We start from the raw sequence: 15,721 nt of genomic DNA, 5'->3' as shown, positions 1-15,721 counted from the left end.
AAGTCGAAACAACTTCAGATAACAACGAATATCTGAAGTAGAATACTGCAATGACTTCAGATATCGCGAAATCTGCGGGACAGGAAGGCCCCGGGGCAGCTTCAGATATCACAACGGAAGCAGAAGAAAAGCCTCGACGGGGACGTGCCCCGGCCGTGTTGGCCCCGTATTTGGAACAACTCTGGGGCGAATACCTCCTGCTTCTGGGGTCTGCCCCGCTCGATGACGATTCCCGCCGCGCCTACGCCTCACGGGTGCGTACCTTCTTCGCCTGGCTCGATGGCGCCGACGTGGACAGCTCGGCCCTCTTTGACCCAGCGGCGCGAGACGGAGCCGTCCGGGACTGGCGCACCCACCTTCAGAAAGTCCTCAAGCGCAAACCCGCCACGATCAACGCGCATCTGGCGGCCCTGAGCGACTTCTACACCCGCACCGGCGTGGGCACCCCGAACGCCAAACGGCTCGAACTGCCCTCCACCGCACCCAGGGCCTTGGACGAACGCAACCAGAAACGCTGGCTACGCACCTGTGAACGCTGCACCCACCCCCGCAACCGGGCCATCGGCTACACCCCGTTCTATGCCGGGTTGCGGATCAGCGAGATCACCGCACTCGACCTCGGGGACGTGCGCCTCTCGGCCCGCAAGGGCCTGCTGATCGTTCGTTCCGGCAAGGGCGGCCGCTACCGGGAAGTCCCCGTCCACCCCGTGCTGCGGGAGAACCTGGCCTTGTGGATCAACGAGGAACGCCCCTCATGGCCGGGCGCGGCCAACAACCCCGCGGTCTTCTTGAACTACCGCGGCGAACGACTGAGCGTCAAGGGATGCGATGGCATCCTTGGGGATCTGGCCTGCGACGCCGGTTTCACCGATAGCCCCGACATCGATTTCACCACCCAGATCCTGCGCCACACGTTCGGAACCAACCTCGTGCGCGAGGGCCACGACGTCGTGCTCGTCGCCGAACTCATGGGCCACGCCCGGCTGGAGACCACCCGCCGCTACACGAAACCATCCGAAGCCGACCGCCAAAACGCCATCGACACCCTCCCCACCGACCGATAAACCACGGGCGTGGCAGGTTTCAGGCGTACTTGGGTCCCACCCCTGCAACCAGCGACACAGCGGGCCTGGCTGGCGGCAGCCGCCGCCGTAACAAAAGGTTTCTGAACGACACGCCCATTAGGTCCCGAAACATGGAAACAGTTACAGGTTGAATGATTCCTATGACAGCAACTGGAAACCGTGGAGGCGGTCGCCGCAGCAAAGGCGACCGCAGACTTGTTGGATCCCGCATGCTCGTACCCGACGCTGACAAACTTGCAGCTGTCGCGGAGGCCTATGGCATGACGGTGAGCGACTACGTCGCGACCTTAGTGAAGAGCCACCTGTCCACTGTCCAACTTGACCAGATTAGTACCCAGGAGGCACCGCCTATCGCCCGCATCGCTTCTTAAAGGAAGAAGGCCCGCCGTAGCGGGCCCCACCTGACAAACAATCTGTAGCTAAAAACCCTGATTCCGCCAAGACTCCCGGTTTCCAGCTACCTCAAGGAATAGCGGCTTTGTCATGCCCACTACCGACTAGGAATATGACGATCATACACGCACACCCATTTGAGGGTCTAGGCGACCCTGTCGACACGCTTGCCGTGTCGGGTTCCTCCCCCACCCCCGCCCAGGTCTGGGCTGCTCTCGCACCCCTGGTCGCGGGTGCCCCGGTGATGCGTCTGGCCACCCGCGCGGGCAAGTACCCGCGCCCTGCCCACCCGCCCAAAATCACGAAGGCGCTGCCGTCCCGGCCGGCGGCCGTCATGGTGCACGGTCCCGACGGCACCGTCGCCACGCTGTGTTTGGACCTTGACACCTCCAAAGCCGCCCAGACGGTTGTTGACGCCGACGCGGCCGCCATCGGCGCCCTGCTGGACTCCTGCGGGATCCGATACGTGGCCGACCACTCCCCCAGCGGCGGCCGCCACCTCTACATCCCCCTCCTTGACCGGTTGGCGGCCGAGGACGCCCGCGAGCTCGTCGAAGCCCTGGGCCTGCGCTTCCCCAGCCTTGACCCCGGCCCCCACCAGAACATCACCGATGGGTGCATCCGCCCTCCCGGATCGGTGCACAAGTCTGGTGTCGGCCACCAGGACCTCGACACCCCCCTGGCGCAGGCCTACGACATCATGCGCCGCCGGAACCCGGCCCCCACGATCACGGCCCTGCGCCTGGCCCTGGCCGCATCCCTCCACCAGCTCCGCGCCCGCAAGGCGACCAAGGCACGCCGTCCTGTAGTCGACACGGGGGCTGCGGCCTTCGTCAGGATCCCCGGGCCGCGGGGTTCGGTGCTGCGCCAGGTGGCCCGCACCGGGATCTACGACACTGCCCGGTATGCGAGCCCGTCGGAGGCACGCATGGCCGTGCTGGCACACCTCTCCACCTTCTCCCTCACCCTCCCCGACATCGAGGCACGCCTGGGCACCGACTTTGCCGGCCTGGCCGCCCTCTACGGCGACCGGGCCGGCCGGCTCCTGCCCTACGAATGGGACAAGGCCCAGGCCTGGGTGGCCCAAAAACCGGGGACCAGAACCGCCGGGGGAAAGAGTTCACTTAACTACGACACAGAGCCTGCTTTAACCCACGGCGGGGGGGGGTCTGCGGGGCGTTCGAGCGTCAGTGTGCTGGCTGAAATCAATGATCTTGAAAACGTGCTCTACGCAGTCCTTGACCAGCGGCTGGCCAGAAGTGGCCGGGAAGGGATCACGCTGCGTCTGCTGCTGCGGGCTGTGATCGGATTTGCCCGGGCCAAGGAATCCCTGGTGGTCGATGTGGGGTGCCGGTCCTTCGCGATAGCCATGGGGAAGCACCATGGCACCATTGCGCGCCTCCTCCCCCGGCTGGAGGCGCTGACCGAGGGGCTGCTGGAGAGGATCGAACGGGGTCGGGGCAAGCGCGCCGATGTGTACCTGTTGTCCCTGCCTGGACAGTGGCGCTCCACCGCAAATGCGCTGTCCTGGCGGAAGGGCAAGATCTACGGAATCCGCCCGGTATTTAGGGCGCTGGGCGATATCGCGGCACTGGCCTATGAGGCCATCGAGCGGGACCGCCTCTCTCCCACCACGGCAGAGATCGTGCGCTCCACCGGCATCGGACGGACCGCCATCGACCAGGCGCTGACGACCATGGCAGGGCTGTCCATGATTGAGCGCCGGCACGGCACCTGGCACATCCTCCACACCATGAACCTGACCCAGCTCGCGGACTGGTTGGGTGTCCAGGAGGTGTACGAGGAGCACAAACGCAGGGTGCGGAAGGAACGCGCGGCGTGGCAGGCTTTCCTGGAACGCCGCAGGGAACCGGCCATCACGGAAGCGGATCTCTACGACCAGGAACGCGATGAGTATGATCCCTGGGTGCCCTGGGCCGGCGATGACCCTAGCACGTTGGGCTGGCAACTTCGCGCTGCGTAGGGTCGGCCCTCTGTCGGCCACTTCATTTGCTTTACAAGGCTAAAGTTCGTTTAGCCTCGTAAGAGTGGACCGCCGGTGTTTTGGGGACCCCGTTTGGTTACCAGGTCCAAGTTCCGGGGCTGGAACTTAGAAGATACCAGCGCTGCTGCGCATCGTCGATTCATGCTCCTGTCCTTGTTGGACTTCGCGAAGGTTCAGATTGAGCAGATCGATGTGGAGCTTACAGACCGGAGATACCCAGGACACTTCCGTCTCGTTTGATAATTACGCCATGATGTATTTATTTAAATTTGAAACGCCTCACCCACGTAGGGCGTCCAGCATCTTGACCTAGTGACGGAAGCCACGGATACCTTGATGCGATTGACGCGCGGGAGTCAATCGCATCAAGGTATCCGCTTGGGTAGGAAGGGCCATCCCAGCAGAAATTGGGCGGTGTGGATTTAAATATTTCTGTCATGACGTATTGATTGAATGATATTTGGCGGGCAACTCCGGCGCGTGATGCAGTAGCGTCGTTACATTCCTCCATCATCCAGTTAAATAAATATGTCATGACAGATTGACGTACGTCAGTCAATCCTGAATGATGTATGTAAGGACATGAGGAGGCTTCAATGCCAGCAGTTGTAACTGCGATAGGAAACCGCAAGGGCGGAGTTGGCAAGACATCGGTGACCCTCGGTATTGCCATGGGGTTGAGTCTCATTGGGCGCCGAGTGCTGGTTGTTGATCTCGATCCCCAGGCCAATGCAACTGCAGCATTGGAAGCCGAAGGGGAGTTTGACATCTTTGACGTCCTCTACGGAGGAGAGCCTGGAACCTTGGGGCAGGCCATCGTATCAACGTCATGGGCCGGCATTGACGCCGTACCTAGCTCTGAGTCACTGTCACGTATCGAATCCGAGTCGCTCATGACTCCGGAAATGCGTCTCAAAACAGCAGCCTGGAATTCGGAGGAACTCGAGAAGTATGACCACATCCTCATTGATCTTCCGCCAGCTCTAGGCAGGCTAACCCTCAATGGGCTGATCTGGGCCAATCGGGTTATTACGGTCACGGAACCTGCCGCGTTCTCAGTCAAGGGTGTAACTGAATTCCTTGAGACAGTAGGCAAAGTCAAGTCGTTGCCGCATCTGAATCAGAGCTTGGAATTTGCCGGGATCATCATCAACAAGACCAGCTCGCCGCTCACCGCGGAACACTCGTTCCAAATTGGCGAACTCGAAGCTGAGTATGGCGACAATGTGAAACTCCCACACTTGCCGAGTCGTACTGCCATGCAGGATGCGGTTAGTTCAAGAACACCTCTAACGAAGCTTTCCAGCCGCGGGGCGGCAATCATGACCGAGCGATTCGTTGAACATGCGCGCAGATTGGACGGAGCGAAATAGTGGCAACCATCGAGAGGAAGTCCTCTATCCGCAAGGCCCCGGTCGCTGATGTGGTTGACGCTCTGACCAATCAACCACTCGTCGAAGGCCAATCGAGCCATGGAAGTGATTCGACAGAGCTGCCGACCAGGGCGGCGGCCCGTGGTTCGAAGGAGAGTGGTGGAGTGCCGCGCCCCGGCCCCGGCCGTCCACGATCGAAACGGCGCATGGAACCGTTCTCATCCAAGATCGAGATTGGTCTCCGAGACGAGCTTGACGGATACCTTGCCCAACGCGAAATGACGGTCGTCGACTTCCTGGACCAAGCGATTCGCGCCCAACTCAATCGATGATAATTACTTCTAGACATAATTAAATAATTAGTTCATATCCTTCTCTGAACGCAACGTAGAGGTGGGCGGTCATCGACCATCTACCCCTACGTGTTTTGGAGGGGTAGGACGCATGGAGGAGGGGCCTGCAATGTGAAAAAGTGGAATATCCGACGCTTAGCTTGTTATTTAACCTTTGGTGGGCCACGCCGACGGGCTGGATGACGGGTTTGACCCGGTTGGGGCGGCCCCTGGGACGTCCCGGCCCGGCCGTGGAGGCTATCGGCGTCTTTGCCGGATGAACCGCGTTCTGGCAGGTCCGCCGATAGGTGGCCCGGACCCGTGCGGGGGTGAGCCTTGACGGCGGTGTTGGCTGTTGCCACGGCAGGCGGCATTCGGCGGCCAGGGGCCGTGCGAGCCGGAGTTGCGCATGGGCGCTCGGCACGATCCAGGTCCACCGGTCGGCTGCCTCGGGGTGGCGCAGCCGGGGCCTGGTCCATCCCAGGCCCTGTTTGAGGAACCTGAAGGTGTGTTCCAGGTCGAAGCGGCGTAGATACATCGACCACCAGTGGTCCGCCTCCAGGGCGTCGGCGGGTGCGTGCTTTGAGGCCCACAGCCACAACGGCTTGGGGTTCTGGTTTCCCGGCAGACGCTCGACGTTCACCCCGATCACGGTTCCCTCGATCAGGGGCAAGGGGCCCGGGTGCCCTGTCCATCCGCCCCGCGACTCGAGCCTGGGGTGCATCCGGGCGAACGCGACCGCCCGGGTGGTGCCGTAGCGGTCAAGGACATGCTCCGTGGAACACACCGGCGCCGGGTGGGTGGACGGGTCGGCCAGCACGAGCTTGGGCCCCGTGCCGTGGCTGGCGTCCCTTGGTCGGGCCGCGGCGTGTGCCGGCAGGGGCATAGAACACCCGGTCCGATCGCAGCCGCCCGACCAGGATCACCGGCAAATCCTGCAGGAGCCAGGCCAGGCGGACCACGTCATAGCCGGCGTCCATCACGATCAGCACCTCAGGGTCGCCATCCCGGTAGTGCCCTGCCCGGGTGAGTTCTTCGACGACGGTGCGCAACTGGCCGGCGGTGACCTCCGTGGCATCATCGCCGGGCCCCAGCCGCACCACGTCGAGCAGGGCGGTCCACGAGGTCGCCCCCGGTTCCAGGGCGGCCACGAAGGAATAGGGCCATCCCGGGATCATCTGTGCCTGACCGCTGCCCCGGGCGTAGGTGTGGCAGAAGGCGCGTTCGGGACTGGCCGCGGCATCCGGACGCAACCAGTTCGAGACATCCATCGCGAGCACGATCCGTGCCCGGCCGGCAGGTTCGGGCATTCTCGGGACGGGGAGCGCGGTGATCCGGGCATCGGAGCGCCGCCAGGTTGATCTGCCCTGCGTTCATCGCGTCATAGAGCGCCCCGTACCCGCGGTGGTGTTCCGGCTCCAGGGACAGGTGGGCCAGGTCGGTGGCTTTCCTGGCCGCACAGCAGGGCATCGGCCAGTTCGAACAACGTGTCGGCACGGCGCGTCAGGCACGCGTGGAACCCTTCCCGGAACGCATCGAATCGATGGTGATCCGATGCCGGTTGCGCTGCTGGAAAGCTGTCAGGGATGGTCATGATCAAGGCCGTCGTTTCCCGGTGGTGCTTCGTTGTTTGGTTACACAAAGCATCGGAAACGGCGGCCTTCTTGGCAACGTGATGCGCCGAACGGCCACCCCATCCTCCGTGGCCCCACCCTCAAGGGTTAAATAACAAGCTAAGACGGCAGTGTCACCGGCGCGCTGGATTGCCCGGTAGAGCGTGGACCTCGCCACGCTGAAGAGTTCAGCGATCTGCGCGGTGGTGTGTTCGCCCCGGACTGCCTGTACCATCAGTCCGAATTTGCCACCCCGCTGGTAGACCTCGACCAGGTGCTTCTCCTGGGCCTTGGACAGTTTGGGCTGCTTATCGGGGGCCGACCGGCCGCTTTCGCGACCTGCATCCCTTTCGTGAGTTCGTGAACGGACCAAGTCCGCCTCGAACTCGGCGACCATCGCCAACAAATTGAACAGCAGCCTGCCGACCGGGTCAGTCGGATCGTGAACGGACCCGCCAATACTGAGCTTCACTTCACGGCGTGTGAGGTCGTCGACCATGTCTTTCGCAGCTGTGCAGGCGAGTATGGAAATTTGTGCAGACGAGTTCGGAAAGTGACACCAGGGCAACCTGGTGACGGGCCGATGGCAAACGTATTTCGTATTTCGTTTAGTTTCATATTCCATTCTGTGCCGAAAACGATACAATGGAAACTTGAGCGAGAACATCGTCGAAGAGCGCACCTGCCGGTACCCGGGGTGCCGGCGCCCCACCCTCGCGTCGGAGGCCGGCACCGGCCGCCCGCCGGAGTACTGCGACGACCCCACCCACAACCGGGCCTCGGCCTGGCGGGCCCGGCAGCGGCTCGGTGAGGACACGGCCCGCACCGTCGAGACCCGCCCGGTGGATACCGCACGCCAGCGGGCGAGCGAGATTACCGGGCAGGTGTCCGGGATGATTGAGCACCTCGGGCAGCAGCTGACGGCCCTTGTCGAGGAGCTGCGCACGGTGGGGGACCCCGAGGCGGCGGAGGCGCAGATCGAGTCGGTGGCGTCCGAGGCCGCCGAGCAGGTCGCCGCCGCGAACGCGCGGGCCACCCGCGCCGAGCAGGCCCAGCGCCGGGCCGAGGCCGACAAGGATGAAGCCGACGCCGCGGCCGAGGAAGCCACACGGACGAGCCAGGACCTGGCCGGGGAACTGGCTGGAGTCCAAGACGAGCTGGCCACAGCCCGCGAGAGGGGCGAGCAGCTCGTATCAGAAATCGCACAGGCGCATGCGGCGGCCGCGGCCGACCGGGAGCAGACCCAGAATGATGCCGCGCAGCTGCTGGCCGACCTCGAGTCGGCACGTGCACAGTTGAGGCAGGTCGAACAGGAACGTGACCTCGTGACCCAACGGGCCGAGGAGGAGGGGCAGGCCCGGGCCGAGGCAGAGCAGCGCGCGGGCGCGGCCGAGAGCCGCGCCGAGGCCGAGGCGGCGCGCGCCGGCCGCGGGGAAGCCGCGGCCGAGGAGGTGCGGGGCCAGCTCGAGGGCGCCCGGGCGGACCTTGAACGTAGCCGCGAGGCGGCGGCCGACCTGCGCGGCAACCTGGCAACGTTGACCGCCGAGCGTGAGGCGGCCAGAGCCGATGTCGAGCGTGAGCGTGCCCATGGGGAGCAGCGCATCAAGGACCTCTACGACACCTATGGCCGGCAAGTTGACCAACTGCGAGGGGAGCTGGCCCAGATCCGCGAGACGACGGCCAAGGAGCGCAGGACCGCGGATCCGCGAACCGGGGGAGAGGAATAGGGCCCCGCGGGCCAATAGGCAGCGTTGTCGACGCCGCGCACGGCTACGTTGGCTGGCCGCCGGGTGCCTGGTCCTGGACCCAATCCAGCGCCGCGGTCAGGTGGTCTTCGCTGGGCAGGGCCGCCTGCTCTGAAGCGGGGAGCGTTTCATAGGTGTAGGTTGAAACCGCCATCGGGGAGTCGGCCTTGTTCAGGGCATAGCGGACGGTGTGGTCGTTGCGACTGCCACAGACGAGGATTCCCACGGTCGGGGCATGGGCGTCCCGGCGGAGCTTGTCCTCGACCAGGGCGATGTAGAACTGCAGCTGCCCGATGTGGTCAGGCTTGAATTTGCCGGTCTTGAGTTCAATGACCACATAGCGGAGCTGCTTGATGTGGAAGAACAGCAAGGTAGAAGTCGTCGCCGTCGACGTCGAAGTGCACCTGCCGGCCGACGAAGGCGAACCCGGGTCCGAGCTCGCGCAGGGTCTCGACCATGCGGTCCATGAGGGACTGTTCCAGGTCGCGTTCGGCGACTTCGCCGGAGAGGCCGAGGAAGTCAAAGTTGTAGGGGTCTTTGGCGATCTGTTGGGCCAGTTCGGAATCCTGTGCCACCAGGTGGGTGGCAAAGTTCGACGGTGCGGCGCCGCTGCGCTCCAGCGTTTTGTTCATGATCATGTTCATGAGGACGTTGCGGGACCAGCCGTTCTCGACCGCGGCGGCCGCGTACCAGTTGCGTTGATCGTGGTTGAGGTTCTTGTCCAGGATGGTGCGGATGTGGCCCCACGGCAAATGTCCCACAGGCTGTGGGACATTTGGGTCGAAGGATGGCCAGGCTGCGGCGAAGCTGCGCATGTATTGCAGGTTGCTTCGGGACAGGCCCGTCATGTCGGGGAATTCCGTGTGCAGGTCCCCGGCCAGCCGGCCAATGACTCCGCTGCCCCAGCCGTCCTTGTCCTGGCGGGTGAGGATGTCCTGGCCGATGGACCCGTACAGGGGATGAGTTGGGTGTTGACGCTCCGTTGTGCCTGTGTCCGGGCCGACCGGACCCGTGCCTTGAGTGAATCGAGGAGGTGGCCGTAGTCGTCGGGGATGGCGAGGTCGCCGGAGTCGGTCATGGCTTTCATCCTATCGATCCAGGGAGAGTCGCCTGGTGGGAATCAAGATCGGTGCTCACCGGCATGCTCTGCGGGGCCAGCCGGGCCGGGGCCACGGGTATGTGTTGCGGTGGCCGGCAGACAAGCGGCGGCACACCGAAAGTGTGGCTGTGGAAGTTTCCGGCTGGTGGTTTTGGTTGAGGCCGTGGGGTTTCGTTGCGAACGGTTGCCCCGGCCGGTCCCTGGGGGGGTGGCTTCCTCCGTTGCCGGCCGGGGCTGGTGGGTGGGCCGGGGGCTGGCGGGAACCGGGGGGCTTGGCAGTCTTTGGCCGCGTCGGGCTGGTTGATCCGGCGTCCGGGGACGACGGCGGGGGCGCATCCACTGCCCAGATCCTGGGAGTGCCGCTGCGGTGTCAGAGGAGACCTGGTCGGGCCGGGTGGATGGTTTCGTCCGCCGCAGGCTTCCAGGGGCAGCCGATGCTTAGCCGTGTCGCGGCTTCTCGATGCCGGTTGCGCCCTTATTGGGTCTGCGTTGGTTCCTTCGCAGCGGCGGTGGGCCGTTGGGGCTCATGTGGCCATGGTGGCGAACATTGCGGCCATGGCGGCGGCGCCGAGGGCTTCGAGTCCGTGTTCTGCCCGGAGGGTGAGTTTTCGTGTGGCCGTGTGGCCGGGGGTGGTTGTCGTTGCCCGGGAACGCAGTGGCAGGATCATGAACACCACCGCCGCGGCTCCGAAGAAGACCGTCAGCGGGATCGCCAGTCCGGCCGATCCGCCCAATGGTGCTGCGGCCGTGTTGGGGGCTGCGGCGGCCATCGCGTGGTGGTTGTGTGCCATTGGCGTTCCGCCTGCCGGAGCGATGCCCTGGCCGGGGGTGGTCATGTGGGCCATCATTGCGACCATGAGGGCGGCGCCGGCCATGGTGAGTCCGTGGTAGGCGCATTTGAGCCGGCTCTGGCCACCGGCGCAGAGTGTTTTGAATTCCGGCCGGGCGACCGCCTGGATGACAAACCACAGTGCCGCGGCGGTGAGGACTGCGATCTGGGCCAGGGTGGTTGCGGGGGCGAGGTTCCACAGCATGGCGGCCATCAGAACGTTCATGAGGGTGTGGAGGCTGTTGTTGACCTTGTCCGTGAGGTGGTGGGACCTTGCCGCCTGCAGGGCGTGGTGGCTTCCGCTCAGCAGCAGGACGGCTGTGAGGGTCCAGGTAATTGCGGGGATGTTGAACACGCCGATCACGCTCCCTGGTGGGTTTTTGGTGTGGGTGTGAGTGTGGTCCCCGGTGTTGCTGTGAACAGCAGCGCCGGGGACCACAGGTTGGGGGACTAGTCCTTCTCCAGCGCTAGTTCATTGCGCTAGTGGTGAGGGGTTGTTAGTCGGTTTTGCAGCAGGTTTCGGTGGTGGTGGCTTCGATCCTGGCCGGCAGGTTCAGGGTGGGGTTCTGGTCGAAGAAGCCGTGGGGCTCGAGCATGAAGCCGATGTTCTGGCGGGGCATGATGGGCCAGTCCTCCAGACGCACGACGTGGTGCATGCCGAACGTGTACCAGACCACGAGGTCCTGATCGACGATGTTGCGGTCCTTCTGGGTCCAGATGTGCAGTCCGTCATCGGCGCCGGTGGCCTGGTTCGGGAACTCGCCGGCAGCGAAGCGTTCGGTCCGGTCGTAGGCGGTGACCCAGAGGTTGTTGCGGGCGAACTGTGCCCGCTTGCTCACGTAGGACTCGTCTCCGGCGGCCAGCTGGATGCCATCAGTGGGGATCAGCCGGTAGGCGACGGGTTCGTCCACGATGTTGCGGCTGTCGTGGTTGGCGATCTTCCAGAAGCGGTGCTTGGCCGAATCCGTCTTGCGGATGGCGGCCTGTTCGGTTTCCAGAAGCCGGTCCACGGCCATGAAGGCGGTGTGGGTCGGGTTGTCCTGGGGGATTTCCATGTCCACTTCATAGACGGCGTTCTTCGGGCCGTCGATTTCAAAGTCCATGCGGACGTTGAACATGTGCTGGTGGATCGGGGCGTAGAGGCCGTCGTTGTTCAGGGTCTGTCCGTACGGGCTCTTCTCACCGGGCTTCTGACCGGCGGTGGAGAGGATGCCGGTGGCCTTGACCAGGAACTCGATGCTGCCGTCAAGGAAGAGGTGCCAGTAGAAGGCGTACTCGTAGTTCGCGACGGTGGCGATGAAGGAGATCACGAGCTTGCGGCTGCGGCGGGTCTCGGTGGTGCCCTCGCGGAAGTCGAAGTGCTTCCACAGGATGCTGTCGTCCTCCTCGTGCATGCAGATCGCGTTTTCGATGGTCATCGGGTTGCCGTGGCTGTCGGTGGTGATGCCGTCGAAGTACTTGATCTCCCCGGTGCAGTCGCAGCCCAGGGTCAAGGAGTTGGCCATGTTGCCGATGTTGTACTCACCGGAGTCGAAGGCGTTCTTCTTCGCCTGGACCGGGGCGGTGTCTCCGTACGGGACGACCATTTCCGACAGGGAGGCCCGGTTGATGACGGGACGCTCGGTGTCCTTGTTGCGGAAGCGCAGCTGGTGCAGGACCAGGCCCTCGCGGGGGTGAAGCCGACACGGAAGGACCAGTCGGCCCACTGGACGTGGTTACCGGTGACCGTGAAGGACGCCCCTTCGGGCTGGGTGATGGAGATGGGCTTCAGATCGGTCCGGGCCTCTCCGACGTACTTGGGCAGGTAGTTGCCGCTGGCGCTGGGAACCGGGATCGCCTGGTCGTCCTCGACCTTGACGACCTCTCCGGAGTTCAGGTCCACGATGACGATGAAGTTCTCGATCGGGTGCGCGTACGGGCTGTCGTCGGCCTCATCACGGACAAAGACCAGGGCGCGCATCAGGCGCCGGCCCTCGTTGTCTTCACCGAAGTAGCCCACGGACCACGGTTCGAAACAGACCAGGTCCATATCCGTGATGCCCCGCTTGGCCAGGGCCGCCTGGACCTCGGGGTTCTGCCGGCAGGTCGCTTCACCCTCGGCAAACTCGTCGAGCATAAAGGGAGGGTGGACGTTGGCAGCCAGTTGCGTCCACTTCGAAACGATGCCCGAATCAAGATCGACGACCGCCTCATAGGCGCGTCCCTCGGCACGGTTGACCAGCACGGCGTCTGCTTCACGCGCCGTCGCGGCACCGGTGCGCAGCAACTCCTTTTCGGGCTCGCGCAGCTCAACGCTGATGAAGCGGAAGGACTCCGCCGCGGCTGGGCCGTCCTTAAGGATGGCGGCCGCTCGGGAGATCTCGGCGCGGGACAGCGGATCCAGGGGGTGTGCTGTCCCTACCACGGTCTGGGTTTCAGTATTGATCGTCATGGTTCTCTCCTTAGATCTTTTTCAGGACGAGGGCCGTTCCGGGTGGTGGCCCGTGCGGCCCGGTTTGGATTCCCAGTGCTGTTCACCTTTGACAGAACTGTTCATTCCTGGTTGCGAATAAGATTGCGCCGAAGTCCCCTCCGAATCTCTGTTGGGGTTCCGGGAGGGAACGTCTGCCACCCCTGCATCCCTACGTTCCAAGGGACCGGCCACGCTCCACTTCGAACCCTGCAGGTGTGACGCGCGCCACGTACATTCCTTCTGTAAGAAAGCTACGCCAGATAAATCATCTAGTCCAGACTTTTTTCTGCGATAACTTATGTGACTTTGATGTTCCGGTGGTGTGGTTGGATGGGGGTGCTATCTGGCGAGCAGCCAGTCGGATGCCGCTTTGCGGTAGCGGATGATGCCTTTGTATTCGGCCATGTCTTCGGGGAGCTCGGCCAAGACGTGCCCAAACGTTTCACGCCAGGCCGGGACCCGGGCAATGTCGGCCAGGGGCAGGAGGTAGCTCCGCACCAGGAACAGCAGGACCCCGGTGTGCGGGAGGCGGATCAGGTGCTGGACCTCCACCCGAAGGTGGAGCTTGTTGGGCAGGTCAGGGTCGTCGGCGATGGTGGCGCGGTCCGGACCCCATTCGGGGTAGGTTTCGGTGGACGTGTCCAGGCGCTGGCCGACGGTCATGGTCCAGTTGGTTCTGCGGTACTGTTCCCCGGGCTGCAGCCGCATGAGGAATTGATGCGCCCGGGAGACAATCCTTTCTTCCTTCACCCGCGGAACCGGACCATGGATTTCAAGGAAATTCATGCCGACATCGAAGCCGAAGGACCAGTCGGCAGCAAAGGTGACAAGGCCCGCGTCGAGCCACATTGTGTCCTCGCGGATGTCGAGCAGAACGATGTCGTCCTGGATCTGGCTGCCCAGAAACCGCAGCGGACCCATGGGCAGCGAATCGTCGTCGCCGACGGTGAATTCCACGTCCAGGTCCTGCAGGGTGTTCCGCCAACGGCAGGTGTTTCCTTCGCGGTGGAAGGACATGATGCTTGGGTTTTCCTCGGCCATGACGGGAAGCAGGGCAGTGATCGCGTCCCACACTGCAGGCCCCATGTGGGGCAGGACCTGCATGCGCGAGGGGTCGCGGGCCAGGATCCCGTCCCGTTCGGCCAGTTCCTGAAGATAGTTTTCGTCGATGTCGATCAGCCCTGCACCCCAGGCACCGGCTTCTGTCGGCACTGTTTTGTGGGCCGGCTCGACGTTGGCGCTGTAGCGGTAGCTGTCACTGGAAAAGGGAAAGGGAAAGCGCTTGATCCGTTCCGGGAGTACGGCGCTGTCAGGGTCTTTGTCGATGGTGATGCTCAAAGGTCCAACTCCAATTCTGGGTCTTTGCTGCGCGAAACACAGCACATCATTGTGGTGTTCTCAGCCTTTTCCTCGTCGGACAGGTAGAGATCCCGATGCCGAGGTGTACCCCGAAGGACGGACAGGGAACATTCGCCGCAGATGCCTTTGCGGCACATATTGGGGATGACCTTCCCTGCATTTTCGAGGGTGTCCAGCAGCGAAACGCCGGCAGGAACTTCCAGCTTGATGCCGCTGCGGACCAGGTTCACCGTGAAGGGTTCGCCTTCGTCCAGCAAGGGAGCACCGAAGGCTTCCGAATGCAGCCGAGACGGCGGCCATCCAAGCTCCCGGGCCTGCTCCAGGACGGAATCCATGAAGGCGGTCGGCCCGCAGACGTAGAGATGGGTGCCGAGGGGCTGGGCCGCGAGCTGGTCGGCCAGAATCGTCTGGAAACTGTCCCGATCAGTACATTCGACCAGCGCGGTCAGCCCCAGTCCCAGCAGCTCGCTCGCTTCAGCCATGTGCGCCCCGGCCCCGGGCCGGTGTACGTAGATCAGCGATGACGCTGTTCCCCGTTCGGCGGCGGCCCTGGCGTGGGAAAGCACCGGCGTGATGCCGATTCCCGCCGCAACCAGCAGATGATGGGTAGCTGTTGACACCGGGGCGAAGGCACTGCGGGGACGTGAAACATGCACACGATCACCGGGCGAGAGCTGGTGCATGGCCACGGATCCGCCGGCGCCGTCTTCGACGCGGAGGACCGAGATGGAGTACTCGAACGGAGCGTTGCCTGAACCGGTGAGTGAGTAGGCATTGACTCCGCTGCCGTACTGGACCACGAGGTGGCTCCCCGGAACATAGGAGGGAAGCCTTTCCCCCGAGGGGTCGGCGAACGTAATGCTGACAATCGATGCCGTCTGAAGGCTGACGTTTGTCACCTCCAGCAGGAGGCCGCCTTCCACCGCTGGGTGGACAGTGGCCTTGAGTGCCGTGATTGTCATGATGCCTCCTCGGCATGAGCTGCGTAACCCAGATATGCACCTTTCCGGCGGGAGAAGTGCTCGGTGGTGGCCAGGACAGTGGCACATCCCTGGCATTCCACCTCGGAGCCGGCCAACCGATCAACGGTGGTGGCATGGCAGTGCGGGCAATAGATAACGCGGGGGCCGGTATCGTCCGAGAGGAGCGTTACCTCCTCGTCCAGGAGCCCGCAATCCGCTGCAACGGCTGCGGCTGCACGGACGTCCGCCGGCGGTCCGGCGAGTACTAGACGGACACCTACCTGGGAGGTTCCGAGCACATTCCTCAGGCCCGAGAGGGTCTGTGGGGTGGCGGAGTGGAAACGGAGGTCGTGCCGGGGCTGGCTGCCGGTGTCGTGCTCCGCGGTGCCACCTGTTGCCCCAAAGGAGGCACAGATGACACCGCGGAAACCCGGTTCCAAGCCGGCGCCTGTAGCCGGCGGCATGGACGCGGTA

The 15,721-nt window shown here is 63.7% G+C and carries 10 protein-coding genes and 3 pseudogenes; 5 read left to right on the top strand and 8 right to left on the bottom strand.

Annotated elements, in window-relative coordinates; genetic code table 11:
• Window positions 1–170: 170 nt before the first annotated feature.
• The 4 genes from ACQCSX_RS21230 (at window position 171) to ACQCSX_RS21215 (ending at window position 5,188) form a co-directional block, all read left to right on the top strand.
• The gene (locus ACQCSX_RS21230; RefSeq protein WP_427019246.1) at window positions 171–1,064 is read left to right on the top strand and encodes a tyrosine-type recombinase/integrase; all 894 of its coding nucleotides are present in this window, start codon (window positions 171–173) and stop codon (window positions 1,062–1,064) included.
• Window positions 1,065–1,650: 586 nt separating this feature from the next.
• Window positions 1,651–3,462 carry a hypothetical protein gene (locus ACQCSX_RS21225; RefSeq protein ID WP_427019245.1) on the top strand — a complete coding sequence of 604 codons (1,812 nt, stop codon included), beginning with the start codon at window positions 1,651–1,653 and terminating at the stop codon, window positions 3,460–3,462.
• Window positions 3,463–4,079: 617 nt separating this feature from the next.
• Window positions 4,080–4,856 carry a ParA family protein gene (locus ACQCSX_RS21220; RefSeq protein ID WP_427019244.1) on the top strand — a complete coding sequence of 259 codons (777 nt, stop codon included), beginning with the start codon at window positions 4,080–4,082 and terminating at the stop codon, window positions 4,854–4,856.
• Window positions 4,856–5,188 carry a hypothetical protein gene (locus ACQCSX_RS21215; RefSeq protein WP_427019243.1) on the top strand — a complete coding sequence of 111 codons (333 nt, stop codon included), beginning with the start codon at window positions 4,856–4,858 and terminating at the stop codon, window positions 5,186–5,188. The genes ACQCSX_RS21220 and ACQCSX_RS21215 overlap by 1 nt, the downstream gene beginning before the upstream one ends.
• Window positions 5,189–5,360: 172 nt before the next feature.
• On the opposite strand, the pseudogene ACQCSX_RS21210 reads toward ACQCSX_RS21215, so the two are convergent.
• Window positions 5,361–6,782: pseudogene (locus ACQCSX_RS21210) on the bottom strand (NF041680 family putative transposase); the annotation flags it as partial.
• Between the two features lie 2 nt (window positions 6,783–6,784).
• Entirely contained in the window at window positions 6,785–7,300 is a 516-nt protein-coding gene (locus ACQCSX_RS21205) for a recombinase family protein (RefSeq protein WP_427019242.1), read from the bottom strand.
• Window positions 7,301–7,454: 154 nt separating this feature from the next.
• Between ACQCSX_RS21205 and ACQCSX_RS21200 the strand changes: the two genes are divergently transcribed.
• Entirely contained in the window at window positions 7,455–8,528 is a 1,074-nt protein-coding gene (locus ACQCSX_RS21200) for a hypothetical protein (RefSeq protein ID WP_427019241.1), read from the top strand.
• A gap of 43 nt (window positions 8,529–8,571) precedes the next feature.
• On the opposite strand, the pseudogene ACQCSX_RS21195 reads toward ACQCSX_RS21200, so the two are convergent.
• From ACQCSX_RS21195 to ACQCSX_RS21170, 6 genes and pseudogenes are all read right to left on the bottom strand, one after another.
• A pseudogene (locus tag ACQCSX_RS21195) lies at window positions 8,572–9,478 on the bottom strand (PDDEXK nuclease domain-containing protein).
• 691 nt (window positions 9,479–10,169) lie between these two features.
• A complete protein-coding gene (locus ACQCSX_RS21190) occupies window positions 10,170–10,829 on the bottom strand; it encodes a DUF5134 domain-containing protein (protein WP_427019144.1) in 660 nt (219 codons plus the stop codon).
• 142 nt (window positions 10,830–10,971) lie between these two features.
• Window positions 10,972–12,905, bottom strand: a pseudogene (locus ACQCSX_RS21185) (primary-amine oxidase).
• 360 nt (window positions 12,906–13,265) lie between these two features.
• Window positions 13,266–14,264 (bottom strand): heme-dependent oxidative N-demethylase family protein, encoded by a 999-nt coding sequence (locus ACQCSX_RS21180; RefSeq protein ID WP_427019240.1) that lies wholly within the window; start codon window positions 14,262–14,264, stop codon window positions 13,266–13,268.
• Entirely contained in the window at window positions 14,261–15,247 is a 987-nt protein-coding gene (locus tag ACQCSX_RS21175) for a PDR/VanB family oxidoreductase (protein WP_427019239.1), read from the bottom strand. The genes ACQCSX_RS21180 and ACQCSX_RS21175 overlap by 4 nt, the downstream gene beginning before the upstream one ends.
• On the bottom strand, window positions 15,244–15,711 hold the full coding sequence (locus tag ACQCSX_RS21170; protein ID WP_427019238.1) for a dimethylamine monooxygenase subunit DmmA family protein: 468 nt from the start codon (window positions 15,709–15,711) through the stop codon (window positions 15,244–15,246). Before ACQCSX_RS21170 ends, ACQCSX_RS21175 begins: the two co-directional genes overlap by 4 nt.
• Window positions 15,712–15,721 lie beyond the last annotated feature (10 nt).

Source organism: Pseudarthrobacter sp. P1 (assembly GCF_050156935.1).
GTDB lineage: Bacteria > Actinomycetota > Actinomycetes > Actinomycetales > Micrococcaceae > Specibacter.
The sequence above is the reverse complement of the archived record's forward strand: the minus strand, read 5'-3'. Positions and strand labels throughout refer to the sequence as shown.